Raw genomic sequence first — 14591 nt, 5'->3', positions numbered from 1 at the left:
TGCATGGCCACCAACTTTCTCACCAAACTCTTCGGCAGCCGTAACGATCGTCTGCTCAAGCAGTACCGGGTCGTCGTGGCCCGCATCAATGCGTTGGAGCCCGAGCTGGAGAAGCTCGACGATGCCCAGCTCCGTGCGAAGACCGACGAGTTCCGGCAACGGGTGGCAGGCGGCGAAGCGCTCGACAAACTGCTGCCGGAAGCCTTTGCCGTGGTGCGCGAAGGCTCCAAGCGGGTGATGAAGATGCGGCATTTCGACGTGCAGCTGCTGGGCGGCATGGCGCTGCACAACGGCAAGGTCGCGGAAATGCGCACCGGCGAAGGCAAGACGCTGACCGCCACGCTGCCGGTCTACCTCAATGCGCTGACCGGCAAGGGCGTGCATGTGGTGACGGTCAACGACTACCTCGCGCAGCGCGACGCCGAGTGGATGGCGCGGCTCTACAACTTCCTGGGCCTGACGGTGGGCATCAACCTGCCCAACCTGCCGCGCGAAGACAAGCAGGCCGCCTACGGTTCCGACATCACCTACGGCACCAACAACGAATACGGCTTCGACTACCTGCGCGACAACATGGTCTACGAGGTGGGCGACCGCGTGCAGCGCGGGCTCAACTACGCCATCGTCGACGAGGTGGACTCGATCCTGATCGACGAAGCCCGTACGCCGCTGATCATCAGCGGCCAGGCCGAGGACCACACCGCCACCTACATCGCCATGAACAGCGTGGTGCCACTGCTGGTGCGCCAGGAGGGCGAGGCCGACCCGCGCACCGGCGAGGGCGTGACCAAGCCCGGCGACTTCACCATCGACGAGAAGAGCCGCCAGGTGTTCCTGACCGAGCAGGGTCACGAGAGCGCCGAGCGCATCCTGGCATCGCAAGGCCTGCTGCCCGAAGGCGCGTCGCTGTACGACCCGTCCAACATCTCGCTGATGCACCACCTGTACGCGGCGCTGCGCGCGGCGCATCTGTACCACCGCGACCAGCACTACGTGGTGCAGAACGGCGAGATCGTCATCGTCGACGAGTTCACCGGCCGCCTCATGGCAGGCCGTCGCTGGAGCGAAGGCCTGCACCAGGCCGTGGAAGCCAAGGAAGGCGTGGACATCCAGGCCGAGAACCAGACGCTGGCCTCCATCACCTTCCAGAACTACTTCCGCCTGTACGGCAAGCTGTCGGGCATGACCGGCACGGCCGATACCGAGGCCTACGAGTTCCAGGAAATCTACGGCCTGGAAACCATCGTCGTGCCGCCGAATCGGATCAGCAAGCGCACCGACCAGCTCGACCGCGTCTACAAGACCACCAAGGAAAAGTACGAGGCGGCGATTCAGGACATCCGCGAATGCTACGAGCGCGGCCAGCCGGTGCTGGTGGGCACCACGTCCATCGAGAACTCCGAAATCATCGCCCAACTGCTGGAGCGCGAGAAGCTGCCGCACCAGGTGCTCAATGCCAAGCAGCACGCACGCGAGGCCGACATCGTCGCCCAGGCCGGCCGGCCCAAGATGATCACCATTGCCACCAACATGGCGGGCCGCGGCACCGACATCGTGCTGGGCGGCAGCCTGGAGAAGATGCTGCACGCCATCGAGGCGGACGAGTCCCTGGACGAGGCCGCCAAGCAGCAGCGCGTCGCCGAGGCCCGTGCGCAGTGGGAGAAGGACCATGCCTTCGTCACCGCCCAGGGCGGCCTGCGCATCATCGCCACCGAGCGCCACGAGTCGCGCCGCATCGACAACCAGTTGCGCGGCCGCTCCGGCCGCCAGGGCGATCCGGGCTCCTCGCGCTTCTTCCTGAGCCTGGATGATTCGCTGATGCGCATCTTCGCGGGCGACCGGGTCAAGGCCATCATGGATCGCCTGAAGATGCCCGAGGGCGAAGCCATCGAGGCCGGCATCGTCACCCGCAGCATCGAGAGCGCGCAGCGCAAGGTCGAGGCGCGCAACTTCGACGTGCGCAAGCAGTTGCTGGAGTACGACGACGTCTCCAACGACCAGCGCAAGGTGATCTACCAGCAGCGCAATGAAATCCTCGACGCGCAAGATCTCTCGCCGCAGATCAATGGCCTGCGCCAGAGCACCTTCACCGACCTGGTGCGCCAGTACGTGCCGGCCGAGTCGGTGGAAGAGCAGTGGGACCTGCCGGCGCTGGAGAAGACGCTGGACGAGGACTGGCGTCTGTCCTTGCCGCTGACGGCCGAGGTCGAGGCCTCCAGCGCGATCACCGACGAAGACATTCTGGAAAAGGTGCTGGCAGCCGCCAACTCCAGCTTCGAAGCCAAGGTTGCCATCGTTGGCGGCGAGCAGTTCACGCAGTTCGAGCGTGTGGTGCTGCTGCAAAGCATCGACTCGCACTGGCGTGAGCACCTGGCCGCGCTCGACTACCTGCGCCAGGGCATTCACCTGCGCGGCTATGCGCAGAAGCAGCCCAAGCAGGAATACAAGCGCGAGGCCTTCGAGCTGTTCAGCCAGTTGCTGGATGCGGTCAAGGCCGAGGTCACCAAGTCGCTGATGACGGTGCAGATCCAGTCGCGCGAACAGGTCGGCGAGGCGGCCGAGGCCATGGAAAGCCGGGCCGAGGCGATCTCCAATGTGTCCTACCAAGCGCCGACCGAAACCGGTGAGGTCGAGGTCGTACCCGCCTCCAACGGCCGCTTGCCGCTGGCTGCTGCCGCTGCCCTGGCTACGGGCGAAGTCCCGCGCGTGGGCCGCAACGATCCTTGCCCTTGTGGCAGCGGAAAAAAATTCAAGAGCTGCCACGGCCAGTTGTCGTGAAACACCCCCAGGCTTCGCGCACTGCGTGTCGCTTCGCCAACCCCCTGGCAGAGCCTGTCCTGAGCTTGTCGAAGGAGGGCACCGCCAGCGGCCCGGCAAAGCCGGTTCCGCGGCGGTTCGCGCAGGGCCTGCTCCGCGGCCTTTGGCACCTTCGTACCGCACGCGGACATTGATCCGAAGCCGATCGACCCCGTAGAGAAAACGCAAACACCATGCCCGTGAATCTTTCCGCGCCGGACGCCGGCGCCCTGCATGCCATTGACGGTGTGCGTATCGGCGTCGCAGAGGCCGGCATCCGCAAGGCCAATCGCAAGGACCTGACCGTCTTCCTGCTGGACGAAGGTGCCAGCGTGGCCGGCGTGTTCACGCAGAACCGCTTTTGTGCGGCGCCGGTGCAGATCTGCCGTGAGCACCTGCAAGGCAGCAGCGCCATTCGCGCCATGGTGATCAATACCGGCAATGCCAATGCCGGCACCGGTGAAGACGGCCTGGCGCGTGCCCAGGCCACCTGCACGGCGGCGGCCCAGTTGCTGGGCATTGCGCCCGAGCAGGTGCTGCCCTTCTCGACCGGCGTCATCATGGAGCCGCTGCCCGTCGACCGCATCGCCGCCGGCCTGCCCGCCGCGATTGCCGACGCGCAAGCAGCGCACTGGGCCCGTGCGGCCGAGGGCATCATGACCACCGACACCCTGCCCAAGGCCTTCAGCGCCCAGGCCACGGTGGGTGGCGCTACCGTCAAGATCACCGGCATCAGCAAGGGCGCGGGCATGATCCGCCCCAACATGGCCACCATGCTGGGCTTTTTGGCGACCGATGCCAAGGTGGCGCCGGCGGTGCTGCAGCAGTTGGCGAAGCTGCTGGCCGATGGCTCCTTCAACCGCGTGACGATTGACGGTGACACCTCTACCAACGACTCCTTCATCGTCGTGGCGACCAACAAGGCCGGCCACGCCAGCATCGAGTCGCTGGCCAGCGCCGAAGGGCAGGCACTGCAGGCAGCGATGCTGGGCGTGGCGCAGCAATTGGCGCAGGCCATCGTGCGCGACGGCGAGGGCGCGACCAAGTTCATCACCGTGCGCGTCGAAGGTGGCAAGACCGGCGACGAGTGTCGCCAGGTGGCCTATGCCATCGCCCATTCGCCGCTGGTGAAGACCGCCTTCTACGCCAGCGACCCGAACCTGGGCCGCATCCTGGCGGCAGTCGGCTATGCCGGCATTGCCGACCTGGACCAGACCGGCATCGAGCTGCACCTGGACGACGTGCACGTGGCCACGCGTGGTGGCCGCAACCCGGCGTATCGCGAGGAAGACGGCCAGCGCGTCATGAAGCAAAGCGAAATCACGGTGCGCGTCGGCCTGGGCCGCGGCGATGCCGCCGACACGGTCTGGACCTGCGATTTCAGCCATGACTATGTGAGTATCAACGCCGATTATCGGTCCTAGCGCTCCCCCAGGCTTCGCACTTCGTGTCTTCGCCAACCCCCTCGCCGGGGGCAACACCTACGGCCTGGCAAAGCCAGTTCCGTGGTGTTCTTGGCATGAAGGCAAGACGCCCCGTGAATGCTTTTGCGTTGTGATGGAGAACCGAGCTTGAACGAAAAATTCGAACACCTGATGGCGCATGCCGAGCAGTTGCTGACGCGGCTGGAGGCGGTGCTGCCGCAGCCTTTGTCCGAGCCGGACTGGACTGGGGCTATTGCCTGGCGCTACCGCAAGCGCGGCAATGGTGTGGGGCGGCTGGAGCCGGTGCGCCATGTGGCGGCGCTGGGGCTGGATGAGTTGCGTGAGATCGATGCGCAGAAGGAAAAGATAGCGCGCAACACGCGCCAGTTCGTCGAAGGCCGCCCGGCCAACAACGTGCTGCTGACGGGCGCGCGCGGCACCGGCAAGTCCTCGCTGATCAAGGCCTGCCTCAACGCCTTTGCGCCGCAGGGCCTGCGCCTGATCGAGGTCGACAAGGCGGACCTGACCGATCTGCCCGACATCGTGGACATCGTCTCTGCGCGGCCCGAGAAGTTCGTCGTCTTCTGCGACGACCTGAGCTTCGAGGACGGCGAGCCGGGCTACAAGGCCATGAAGTCCATCCTGGATGGCTCCATTGCCGCGGCCACACCCAATGTGCTGATCTACGCCACCAGCAACCGCCGTCATCTGCTGCCCGAGCACATGAAGGACAACCTCACGTACACCACCTCCGCCGAGGGCGAGATCCATCCGGGCGAGGTGGTGGAAGAGAAGATTTCGCTGTCCGAGCGCTTTGGCCTGTGGGTCAGTTTCTACCCGTTCACCCAGGACGAATACCTGACCATCACCGGTCAGTGGCTGCGTCACTTTGCCGTGTCCGAAGCCGCGATCGCGGCGGCCCGCTCGGAGGCATTGGTGTGGGCGCTGGAGCGCGGCTCGCGCAGCGGCCGCGTCGCCTACCAGTTCGCACGTGACTATGCGGGGCGTATGGAATGAAACACCCCCAGGCTACGCGCTTCGCGTCTTCGCCTCCCCCCTGCGAGGGGGCGCATCCTGCGGCCTGGCAAAGCCAGTTCCGCGGATGTTCTGGCATGGCCTGTTCCGCGACCTTTGGCATCCGTGCCATGGATAACTGAGATGGGCACCACTACACGCACCCACACTGAAGTTGCGGTGGGCATCCTGCTGCGCCCGGACGGCGCCATGCTGATCAGCAGCCGGCCCGCGGGCAAGCCCTATGCGGGCTACTGGGAGTTCCCCGGCGGCAAGCTCGAAGCCGGCGAGACGGTGGAGCAGGCGCTGCGCCGCGAGCTGATCGAAGAGCTGGGCGTCACCATCGGGCCGGCCGAGGTCTGGAAGGTGACCGAGCACGACTACCCTCATGCGCTGGTGCGCCTGCACTGGTGCCGCGTCCATAGCTGGGAGGGCGAGTTCGAGATGCGCGAAGGCCAGCAGATGTCCTGGGAGCAGCTGCCCTTGAAGGTGGCGCCGGTACTGCCAGGCGCCTATCCGGTGCTGGCCTGGATGGCGCAAGAGCGCGGCTTCAGCGGGCCTACGCACACGCTGCCTTGAATGGCTTGTGGGGTTGTTTGCTATTAAAATAATAGCTAATAGCCCAGGCGGGGTAAGGGCTAGAGCCCTATTTCCCTCATAAAGTGCCTATTGCAGTCGCGGATCGCCGTAGTGCTCGTCTTCGGGCGGCGTCTCGCTCGGCATGCGGAATTCCTCGCTGGCCCAGGCGCCAAAGTCCACACCCTTGCAACGCGCGCTGCAAAAAGGGCGGAATGGGTTGCGTGGTGAATAGACGCTATCGCCGCGGCATTGCGGGCAGGCGACCACGCGCTCGCCGGATTGCGGACGTGCGTATACCGTTGGGTCGTGACTCATCATGAACAAAGGGTGAGCTCAAAGCCCGCGTCATCATTCGAGGCGCGCAGCCGGCCGTCGGCTTCGTGGCGCATCAGGCGTACCGACACCATCAGCCGGTTGCCGCTGATCTCGGGCACCACGCCAGTTGCCGGGTCGATGCGCAGGCGCAGCAACTGGAAGCTGCGGCCCTGCGGCAGGGTCTGCTGGAACTGGCCGTGCTGGGTCATTACCTTTTGCGGCAGGCCTGAATCGCGCAGCAGCTGGAGCAGCAGGTAGACCGACTCTGCCAGCGGCGCCAGGGTGGAGACCCAGCCGCTGATCTCGGCGCTGCGCTCGGCGGCGCTGCGGTGCTGCCAGGCGTAGTAGGCCGGCAAGTCAAAGCCGCAGGTGCCGCCCGGGATGCCGATGCGGCTGCGGATGCTCATCAAGAAATCGTTCTCGGTGAGCGCCATTCCGGCCTTGCCGGTTTGGTGGTTGAGCGCCTCGAAGCAATGGTCTATCTGCGCGATCACGCCATCGAGCACGCCTTCGGCGATCGAGGGATTGCCGCGGTAGGCATCGAGCTGGTGCTTTTGCTTTTCCAGATCCTTCAGCACATCGGACTTGAGGTCCGCGCGGGCCGCGACATCCATGATTTCGAACACAGAGGCGAGCGCGTAGTGGTGGTCCAGCGGGTGCTCGCGCGGGACCAGTTCGCCAAGGCGGCGGAACAGCTGCTCAAGTCGCAGGTAGGTCCGGATACGTTCGTTGAAGGGATATTCGTAAAGAATCACGCTGGCCATCATAGTCCCAAGTTTGCGGCCATCAGGCCCAGCGTTACAGCCAGTTCGGCCAGGGTGCAGTCGTCGTTGTAGACCACGATGTCGGCTGCACGCAGGCGCTCTGGCCGGCTGGCCTGCGCGGCGATCACCTGGCGCACGGCCTCCTCGGTCATGCCGCTGCGCGCCATGACGCGTGCTATCTGGGTTTCCGGGCGGCAATCCACCACCAGCACCCGGTCGACTTGGCCCGCCCAGCGGCGGGACTCCACCAGCAGCGGCACGTCGTGCACCACCCAGCGCGCGCCTGCGCGGGCGGCCTCGGCCGTCAGGTTTTCAGTTGCCTGTCTTACCAGCGGATGCACGATGGCCTCCAGCCGCTGCCGCGCGCTGGCGTCGGAGAAAGCCAGGGCGCGCATGCGGGTGCGGTCCAGTGCGCCGTCCGCTTGTATGAAGTCCGCCCCGAAGGCCTGGGCGATCTGCGGCATGGCAGCGCCACCAGGCGCGGTCGTGGCGCGGGACAGGGCATCGGCATCGATGACCACCGCCCCATGCCCGGCCAGCAGCCCGGCCACCGTGCTCTTGCCGCTGCCGATACCGCCGGTCAGGCCGAGCTTGCGCATATGCCGGTGCCGGGCGTCAGAGACCGATGAGGCGCAGCGCCCATTCCGGCCCGAAGGCCATGCCGCTCAGGCCTGCTGCGGCCAGGAAGGGGCCGAAGGGCACGTAGCCGCCTTCGCGCAGGCTGCTGCGCAGCTTCATGGCAATGCCGATCACGGCTCCGACGATGGAGGCGACCAGAATCAGCGGCACCAGCGCCTGCCAGCCGAACCAGGCGCCCAGCGCCGCAAACAGCTTGAAGTCGCCATAGCCCATGCCTTCCTTGCCGGTCAGCAGCTTGAAGGCCCAGTAGATGAGCCACAGCGAGAGGTAGCCGGCAACCGCGCCCCACACGGCGCTGGCTAGGGGCACGCTGGTCCAGCCCAGTACGGCGGCGATCAGACCGACCCAGAGCAGGGGCAGCGTGATGTCGTCAGGCAGCAGGGTGGTGTCCCAATCGATCAGCGCCAGCGTCAGCAGGGCCGCTGAGAAGGCGCACCAGGCGCCGCCCACGGGCGTCACGCCCCAGCGCCAGACGCAGAAGGCGAACAGCGCGCCAGTGGCCAGCTCGACCAGCGGGTAGCGCACGCTGATCGGCGTCTTGCAGGCCGAGCAGCGGCCGCGCAGCGCCAGCCAGCTCAGCACCGGCAGGTTTTCGTACCAGCGGATGCCATGGCCGCAGGACGGGCAGCGCGAGCGCGGCACGATGAGGTTGAAGGCTTCCTCGGCCGGCGCGGCCGGCGCCGCGGCTGCATCGTCGCCGGCGGCAATGGCCGCGCATTCCTCTGCCCACTGGCGCTCCATCATGCGCGGCAGGCGGTGGATGACCACGTTCAAAAAGCTGCCGATCAACAGGCCCAGCAGGCCGGCCAGCGCGGCGTCGATCTCTGGTGACACACCCATCAGACGACCTGGCCGAGCTTGAAGATGGGCAGGTACATCGACACCACGATGCCCCCGATCAGCGTGCCCAGGAACACGATGATGATCGGCTCCATCAGGCTGGAGAGTCCCTTGACCATCTCATCTACCTCTTCTTCATAAAAATCCGCAGCCTTGCCCAGCATGTGGTCGATGGAGCCAGATTCCTCGCCGATGGCGCACATCTGGATCACCATGGACGGGAAGATATTGGCATTGCCCATGGCCGCCGTGAGGCTGGTGCCGGTGGAGACTTCCTGCTGGATGCGCTCTGTTGCGATCGCGTAGACCGAGTTGCCCGAAGCGCCGCCCACCGAATCCAGCGCCTCGACCAGCGGCACGCCGGCGGCGAACATGGTGGAGAGCGTGCGGGTCCAGCGCGCGACGCAGGATTTTTCAATCAGCTTCCCGAAGACCGGCACCTTCAGCAGCAGCCGATCCATGGTGCGCTGCATTTTCTCGTTGCGCTTCCAGGCCTGGAAGAAGAAGTAGATACCGCCAAACAGGCCGCCAAAGATCAGCCACCAGTAAGAGACGAAGAACTCGCTGAGCGCGATCACGAACAGCGTGGGCGCCGGCAGGTCGGCGCCGAATGAGGTGAACACTTCCTTGAAGGCCGGGATCACGAAGATCATGATCACCGCGACCACCACGAAGGCCACGATCAGCACCGAGGTCGGGTACATCAGCGCCGACTTGATCTTGGATTTGATCGCCTCGGTCTTCTCCATGTAGGTGGCCAGCCGGTCCAGCAGCGCCTCCAGGATACCGGCGGCTTCGCCGGCCTCCACCAGGTTGCAGTAGAGGCTGTCGAAGTACATCGGGTGCTTGCGGAAGGCCGACGACAGCGAGCTGCCGGTTTCCACGTCGGCGCGTATCTCGTTGAGCAGCTTGGTCACGCTGGCATTGGTGTTGCCACGGCCGACGATGTCAAAGGACTGCAGCAGCGGCACGCCGGCCTTCATCATGGTGGCGAGCTGCCGGGTGAAGATGGCGATGTCCTTGGGCTTGATCCGCTTGCCCGAGCGCAGGCGCCGCTTCTTGATCTTGGTCGGCAGCACGCCCTGGCGCCGCAGCGTGGCCTGCACCTGGTTCTCGCCGCCCGCGCGGATTTCCCCGCGCACGATCTTGCCCTGGCGGTCCTTGCCCTCCCATTCGAAGACGAATTCCTTGAGATCCCTCGACGCAGCTGTCGCCATATCGCCCCCGGTTGGTACCGTTTTGTGTGGTTTTTACTCGTTGCTCACGGCAAGCACTTCCTCAAGCGAGGTCAGTCCCTGCTGCACCTTGTGCAGGCCCGATTCGCGCAACGAGCGCACGCCCTCGGCACGGGCCTGTGCGGCGATTTCCGGTGCGCTGCCGTCGCGCAGGATGATGGCCTGGATGGCGTCCGAGATGGGCATCACCTGGTAGATGCCGACGCGGCCCTTGTAGCCGTTGTTGCAGGCCGAGCAGCCCACCGGCCGGTAGGGCTTCCAGCTGCCGTCGAGCTGCTCTTCCTTGAAGCCGGCCTCCAGCAGCGCGGCGCGCGGAATGTCGGCCGGTTGCTTGCACTGCGGGCACAGCCGGCGAGCCAGCCGCTGCGCGGTGATCAGGATCACGCTGGAGGCAATGTTGAAGGGCGCAATGCCCATATTGCGCATGCGTGTGAGCGTGGTCGGGGCGTCGTTGGTGTGCAGCGTGGACAGCACCAGGTGGCCCGTTTGCGCGGCCTTGATCGAGATGTCGGCGGTTTCCAGGTCGCGGATTTCGCCGACCATGATGATGTCCGGGTCCTGCCGCAGAAAGGATTTGAGCGCCACGGCAAAGGTCAGCCCGGCCTTCTCGTTGACGTTGACCTGGTTGACGCCCGGCAGGTTGATTTCCGAGGGGTCTTCTGCGGTGGCGATGTTCACGCCCGGCTGGTTCAGCAGGTTCAGGCAGGTGTAGAGCGACACCGTCTTGCCCGAGCCCGTCGGCCCGGTCACCAGCACCATGCCGTAGGGGCGGCTGATGGCGTGCATCAGCCGTGCTTTTTCTTCAGGCTCGTAGCCCAGCGCATCGATGCCGAGCTTGGCGCTGCTCGGGTCCAGGATACGGATCACGATCTTCTCGCCAAACAGCGTGGGCAGGGTGCTGACGCGGAAGTCGATCACCCGGTCGGGCCCGACCTTGAGCTTCATGCGGCCGTCCTGCGGCACGCGTTTCTCGGAGATGTCCAGCCGCGAGATCACCTTGATGCGCGACGCCAGCTTGTCTTTGATGGCGATCGGCGGCGAGGCGTGCTCGCGCAGCTCGCCGTCGATGCGAAGACGCACCCGGTAGCTGTGCTCGTAGGGCTCGAAGTGCAGATCGGATGCGCGCATGTGGAAGGCTTCCAGCAGCATCTTCTGCAAAAACTTGACGATGGGTGCGTCTTCCACCTCGGAGGCGAGGGTGTCGACCGGCGTGTCTTCCTGCACCTCGGCGTCGAACTGGAAGTCCGTGCTGCCCATGGCGTCGAACTTGTCGGCCTCGCTTGGCGCCTGCGCCTCGACCAGCTTGGAGAGCTTGTCGTATTCGGCGATCACCCAGTCCACGCCCATCTGGGTCGAGAACTTGATCTTTTCTGCGGCTTCCTGGTCGGTCGGGTCGGCTGTGGCAACAATCAGACGGTTGCTGCGCTTGCTCAGCACCACCACGCGGTAGGACTGGCAGATTTTGGTGTCCAGCAGCTCGCGCGGCAGGCGCAGCGGGTCGATGGCCGACAGGTCCAGCAGCGGCGCGCCGAAGGCGGCGGACATGGCGTGCGCCAGCTCGGAGGGCGATACCGCGCCCGAACCCGTGAGCTCTGCGATGAAGCTGGTGCGTGTCGTCTGGGAGCGGCGGTAGAGCTCTTCCGCGCGCTTTTGCTCCAGCATGCCGGCTGCGACCAGGGTCTTGCCGAGACCCGGCAGGGCTATGGGGGCGGAGTCTTTGGAGGGTACGTCGACGGCAGCCATCAGGTCCGGCGGGGCAATGGTAAAAAAATGCATCCTACCATCGCATGTCCTCTGGACAATGGCGGCCCAGCATGCCTTTACGTGCCAGTATTTGCTCGCTTCGCGCGGGCAGGGGGCTGCGGAGCAGGGCGGGCAGCCGTGTTGCGTATATGCATAGTTGAAACGCGTCTTTCCCCGGGACAGGGGGCTTTCTAGACTCGGCGGCTTCGCCCGGCAGCTAGCTGCCATCCCACTTTGCCGCCTTGCCGGCCGGCCCTGTCCCGTGTCTTTGACTTCCGCCCTTCTTTCCTCCGATCCTTTCACCGAAGACTTCGGCGGCCTGACGGAGGTGGTCTTGTCGACCGCCGCCGCCCTCGCCGCCACCGCCGTGGAACGCGACCGCGCCGGCGGCACCGCATTGGCGGAGCGCAAACTGCTGCGCGACAGCGGGCTGCTCACGCTGGCGATCCCGCCGGCCCTGGGTGGGCAAGGCGCCAGTTGGCCGCTGATCTTCCGCATCCTGCGCCGCCTGGCCGAGGCTGATAGTTCGCTTGCGCACCTGTTCGGCTTTCAGCACCTGCAGGTGGCCAGCGTGCTGCTGTTTGCGTCGCCTGAACAACAGGCGCGCCTGTTGGGTGCCACGGTGCGCGAGCGCTGGTTCTGGGGCAATGCGGTCAATGCGCGGGACACGCGCCTGGTGGCCACGCGCACGCCCGATGGCCTGGTGCTCAACGGCACCAAGGGCTTTTGCTCGGGCGCGAGCGACTCCGACGTGCTCAATATCTCCGTATCGCTGGGCCCTGAGCCGACCGACCGCCTGTTCGCCGTGATCCCGACCTCGCGCGCTGGTGTGCACGTGCACGGCGACTGGGACAACATGGGCCAGCGCCAGACCGACAGCGGCAACGTCTCCTTCGACAAGGTCCAGATCGCCGCTGATGAGGTGCTGGGGCCGCCGGGCGTGGCATCGAGCCCGCATGCGACCCTGCGCAACCTGATCGGCCAGGTGGTGCTGACCGAGATCTACCTGGGCAATGCAGTCGGCGCCCTGCGCGCGGCGGTGGACTTCACGCGCGAGCAGACCCAGCCCTGGCCCATGGCTGGCGTGGAGCGGGCGCAGGACGACCGCATGCTGCAATTGCGTGCGGGCGAGCTGTGGGCCAGCCTGCAGGCTGCCATTGCGCTGTCGGACCAGACCCATGCCGCCTTCCAGCAGGCCTGGGATTTGGGCGCGGCGTTGACGGCCGAGCAGCGGGCCACGCTGGCCATCCGCATCGCATCGGCGCGTACCCAGGCGGCACGGGTCTCGTTGCACCTGACGGCGCAGATCTTTGAGCTGGTCGGCGCGCGCGCCACGGCCTCGCGCCATGGCCTGGACCGCTTCTGGCGCAATGTGCGCGTGCACACGCTGCATGACCCGCTGGACTACCGGCACCAGGGCATTGGTGCCTGGTTGCTGGCGGGTGAGGTGCCAAACCCTTACGGTTACGGCTGACACGGCTTCGCAATCAAGGCGATAACGGCGTTGCTTCGCCTTGCCGTGCTGAAGCACTGTCTGCGGCTTCGCGCCTTGTTCTCACCATGATTGCAAACCCGTATGGGCCCACTGCGTCCGGGGCGGGTACTCGAAAAGCGCATAAGCAGTGCGCTATTTGTTCGTTCCGTTTGCGCAGGCTGCTTTCCATACTGGGCAGCTTTAACGGCCTCGTGCCCCGCACCGTGCGGGCCAAGGCCCATGCCGCCATGACCCAGACCAGTTCCGCATCCGTGCACGCGCCGCCGCTCATCCGGCTGGAGGGCGTGCAGAAATCCTTTGCCCTGCCCAATGGCGAGGTGTTCGACGCCGTGCGCTCGCTGTCGCTGGAGATCGGCGAGGGCGATGTGTTTGGCCTGATCGGCAAGAGCGGCGCGGGCAAGTCCACGCTGCTGCGCCTGATCAACCTGCTGGAGCGGCCCGATGCGGGCAAGGTCTTTGTCGGCGGGCGCGACCTCACCACGCTGTCGCGCCGCGAGCTGCGCGACACGCGCCAGAACATCGGCATGATCTTCCAGCAGTTCAACCTGATCCAGAACGCCACGGTGTTTGGCAACGTGGCCTTCCCCTTGAAGATCCACGGCCGCCACTCGCGTGCCGAGATCGATGCGCGCGTGCGCGAATGCTTGCAACTGGTAGGCCTGGACGAGAAGGTGGACAGCTACCCGGCGCAACTGTCTGGCGGGCAGAAGCAGCGCGTGGCCATTGCCCGTGCGCTGGCGCCGCGGCCGCAGGTGCTGCTGTGCGACGAGCCCACGTCGGCGCTGGATAGCGAAACCACGCGCTCGCTGCTGGAGACGCTGCGCGACATCAACCAGAAGATCGGCGTCACGATCGTCATCGTTACGCACGAACTGTCGGTGGTCGAGGTGCTGTGCCGCCGCGTGGCGGTGCTGGAGCAGGGGCACTTGATCGAACAGTTCGACGTTGACGAACCCGGGCCTGAGCGCAAGACCGCGCTGGGCCGCGAGATTGACGCGCTGGTGCGCCGCCGCGAGCGCGATGCCCGCGAAGCTTCGGCGCAATCCGCGTCGAACCAAGCACACGCACGTGAGGTGGCCTATGCCTGAGAACATTGCGGCCATCCTGCCGGAGCTGTGGCTGGCCACCGGCCAGACCTTCATGATGCTGGCCATAGGCCTGTCGGCCGCCGTGCTGATCGGCGGCCCGCTGGGCGTGCTGCTGTTCCTGCTGGGGCCCGGCCAGTCGCTGGACAACAAGCCGGTGTTCCACGTGCTGAACTGGGTGGTGAACACCGTGCGTTCCTTCCCGTTCATCATCTTGCTGGTGGCCCTGGTGCCCTTCACGCGGGTCATTGCGGGGACCTCGATCGGGCCGCTGGCGGCGGCGGTGCCGCTGTCGTTTGCGGCCATCCCGTACTTCGCGCGGCTGGTGGACCAGTGCCTGCGCGAAGTGCCGCGCGGCGTGATCGAGGCGGCCCACGCCATGGGCGCCACCGAGCTGCAGATCGTCTGGCGCGTGCTGGTGGTCGAGTCGCGCTCTGGCCTGGTGCTGGCGCTGACGGTGCTGGCGGTGAGCTTTCTCTCGTACTCGGCCGTGGCCGGCGTGGTGGGCGGCGGCGGCATCGGCGACCTGGCCATCCGCTATGGCTACTACCGCTTCCAGACCGATGTGATGGTGCTGACCGTGGCGCTGCTTGTCGTGCTGGTGCAGATCCTTCAGTTTGTCGGCAACGCCGCTGCGCGCCGCCTGGACAAGCGCTGAGCTT

Annotated in this window: 13 protein-coding genes; 7 read left to right on the top strand and 6 right to left on the bottom strand. The window is 65.9% G+C overall.

Features of this window, described 5'->3' with window-relative positions; translation table 11 throughout:
- Nucleotides 1–3: 3 nt before the first annotated feature.
- From secA to AAFF27_21535, 4 genes are all read left to right on the top strand, one after another.
- Nucleotides 4–2778, top strand: coding sequence for a preprotein translocase subunit SecA (gene secA, locus AAFF27_21550; GenBank protein ID XAH22563.1), 2775 nt, complete (start codon nt 4–6; stop codon nt 2776–2778).
- Between the two features lie 212 nt (nt 2779–2990).
- The gene (gene argJ, locus AAFF27_21545) at nt 2991–4220 is read left to right on the top strand and encodes a bifunctional glutamate N-acetyltransferase/amino-acid acetyltransferase ArgJ (protein ID XAH22562.1); all 1230 of its coding nucleotides are present in this window, start codon (nt 2991–2993) and stop codon (nt 4218–4220) included.
- 147 nt (nt 4221–4367) lie between these two features.
- Nucleotides 4368–5237, top strand: coding sequence for an ATP-binding protein (locus AAFF27_21540; GenBank protein XAH22561.1), 870 nt, complete (start codon nt 4368–4370; stop codon nt 5235–5237).
- Between the two features lie 141 nt (nt 5238–5378).
- Nucleotides 5379–5813 (top strand): NUDIX domain-containing protein, encoded by a 435-nt coding sequence (locus tag AAFF27_21535; GenBank protein ID XAH22560.1) that lies wholly within the window; start codon nt 5379–5381, stop codon nt 5811–5813.
- A gap of 87 nt (nt 5814–5900) precedes the next feature.
- Here the strand turns inward: AAFF27_21535 and AAFF27_21530 are convergent, their stop codons facing one another.
- The 6 genes from AAFF27_21530 to pilB are packed head-to-tail and all read right to left on the bottom strand — an operon-like array spanning nt 5901 to nt 11349.
- Nucleotides 5901–6128, bottom strand: coding sequence for a DNA gyrase inhibitor YacG (locus AAFF27_21530; protein XAH22559.1), 228 nt, complete (start codon nt 6126–6128; stop codon nt 5901–5903).
- Nucleotides 6128–6883, bottom strand: a complete 756-nt coding sequence (gene zapD, locus AAFF27_21525) for a cell division protein ZapD (protein XAH22558.1) — start codon at nt 6881–6883, stop codon at nt 6128–6130. Before zapD ends, AAFF27_21530 begins: the two co-directional genes overlap by 1 nt.
- A gap of 8 nt (nt 6884–6891) precedes the next feature.
- The gene (gene coaE / locus AAFF27_21520) at nt 6892–7491 is read right to left on the bottom strand and encodes a dephospho-CoA kinase (GenBank protein ID XAH22557.1); all 600 of its coding nucleotides are present in this window, start codon (nt 7489–7491) and stop codon (nt 6892–6894) included.
- A gap of 16 nt (nt 7492–7507) precedes the next feature.
- Entirely contained in the window at nt 7508–8371 is an 864-nt protein-coding gene (locus tag AAFF27_21515; GenBank protein XAH22556.1) for an A24 family peptidase, read from the bottom strand.
- Nucleotides 8371–9588: a type II secretion system F family protein gene (locus AAFF27_21510; protein XAH22555.1), complete on the bottom strand. Its 1218-nt coding sequence runs from the start codon at nt 9586–9588 to the stop codon at nt 8371–8373. The genes AAFF27_21515 and AAFF27_21510 overlap by 1 nt, the downstream gene beginning before the upstream one ends.
- Before the next feature lie 33 nt (nt 9589–9621).
- Nucleotides 9622–11349 carry a type IV-A pilus assembly ATPase PilB gene (gene pilB, locus AAFF27_21505; GenBank protein ID XAH26288.1) on the bottom strand — a complete coding sequence of 576 codons (1728 nt, stop codon included), beginning with the start codon at nt 11347–11349 and terminating at the stop codon, nt 9622–9624.
- 262 nt (nt 11350–11611) lie between these two features.
- Between pilB and AAFF27_21500 the strand changes: the two genes are divergently transcribed.
- From AAFF27_21500 to AAFF27_21490, 3 genes are all read left to right on the top strand, one after another.
- Nucleotides 11612–12823: an acyl-CoA dehydrogenase family protein gene (locus AAFF27_21500; protein XAH22554.1), complete on the top strand. Its 1212-nt coding sequence runs from the start codon at nt 11612–11614 to the stop codon at nt 12821–12823.
- A gap of 248 nt (nt 12824–13071) precedes the next feature.
- Nucleotides 13072–13932, top strand: coding sequence for an ATP-binding cassette domain-containing protein (locus AAFF27_21495; GenBank protein ID XAH22553.1), 861 nt, complete (start codon nt 13072–13074; stop codon nt 13930–13932).
- Entirely contained in the window at nt 13925–14587 is a 663-nt protein-coding gene (locus AAFF27_21490; GenBank protein XAH22552.1) for a methionine ABC transporter permease, read from the top strand. The genes AAFF27_21495 and AAFF27_21490 overlap by 8 nt, the downstream gene beginning before the upstream one ends.
- Nucleotides 14588–14591: the final 4 nt, after the last annotated feature.

It is taken from the genome of Xylophilus sp. GW821-FHT01B05, from assembly GCA_038961845.1.
Taxonomy (GTDB): domain Bacteria; phylum Pseudomonadota; class Gammaproteobacteria; order Burkholderiales; family Burkholderiaceae_C; genus Xylophilus.
Note: the sequence above shows the minus strand (reverse complement) of the source record. Positions and strands in the feature narration are given on the sequence as shown.

What these genes read in the sequence shown, in the direction of transcription:
- secA (XAH22563.1), top strand. Translation starts at nt 4, where the DNA reads ATGGCCACCAACTTTCTCACCAAACTCTTCGGCAGCCGTAACGATCGT.
- argJ (XAH22562.1), top strand. Translation starts at nt 2,991, where the DNA reads ATGCCCGTGAATCTTTCCGCGCCGGACGCCGGCGCCCTGCATGCCATT.
- AAFF27_21535 (XAH22560.1), top strand. Translation starts at nt 5,379, where the DNA reads ATGGGCACCACTACACGCACCCACACTGAAGTTGCGGTGGGCATCCTG.
- AAFF27_21530 (XAH22559.1), bottom strand. Translation starts at nt 6,128, where the DNA reads ATGAGTCACGACCCAACGGTATACGCACGTCCGCAATCCGGCGAGCGC.
- coaE (XAH22557.1), bottom strand. Translation starts at nt 7,491, where the DNA reads ATGCGCAAGCTCGGCCTGACCGGCGGTATCGGCAGCGGCAAGAGCACG.
- AAFF27_21515 (XAH22556.1), bottom strand. Translation starts at nt 8,371, where the DNA reads ATGGGTGTGTCACCAGAGATCGACGCCGCGCTGGCCGGCCTGCTGGGC.
- AAFF27_21510 (XAH22555.1), bottom strand. Translation starts at nt 9,588, where the DNA reads ATGGCGACAGCTGCGTCGAGGGATCTCAAGGAATTCGTCTTCGAATGG.
- pilB (XAH26288.1), bottom strand. Translation starts at nt 11,349, where the DNA reads ATGGCTGCCGTCGACGTACCCTCCAAAGACTCCGCCCCCATAGCCCTG.
- AAFF27_21495 (XAH22553.1), top strand. Translation starts at nt 13,072, where the DNA reads ATGACCCAGACCAGTTCCGCATCCGTGCACGCGCCGCCGCTCATCCGG.
- AAFF27_21490 (XAH22552.1), top strand. Translation starts at nt 13,925, where the DNA reads ATGCCTGAGAACATTGCGGCCATCCTGCCGGAGCTGTGGCTGGCCACC.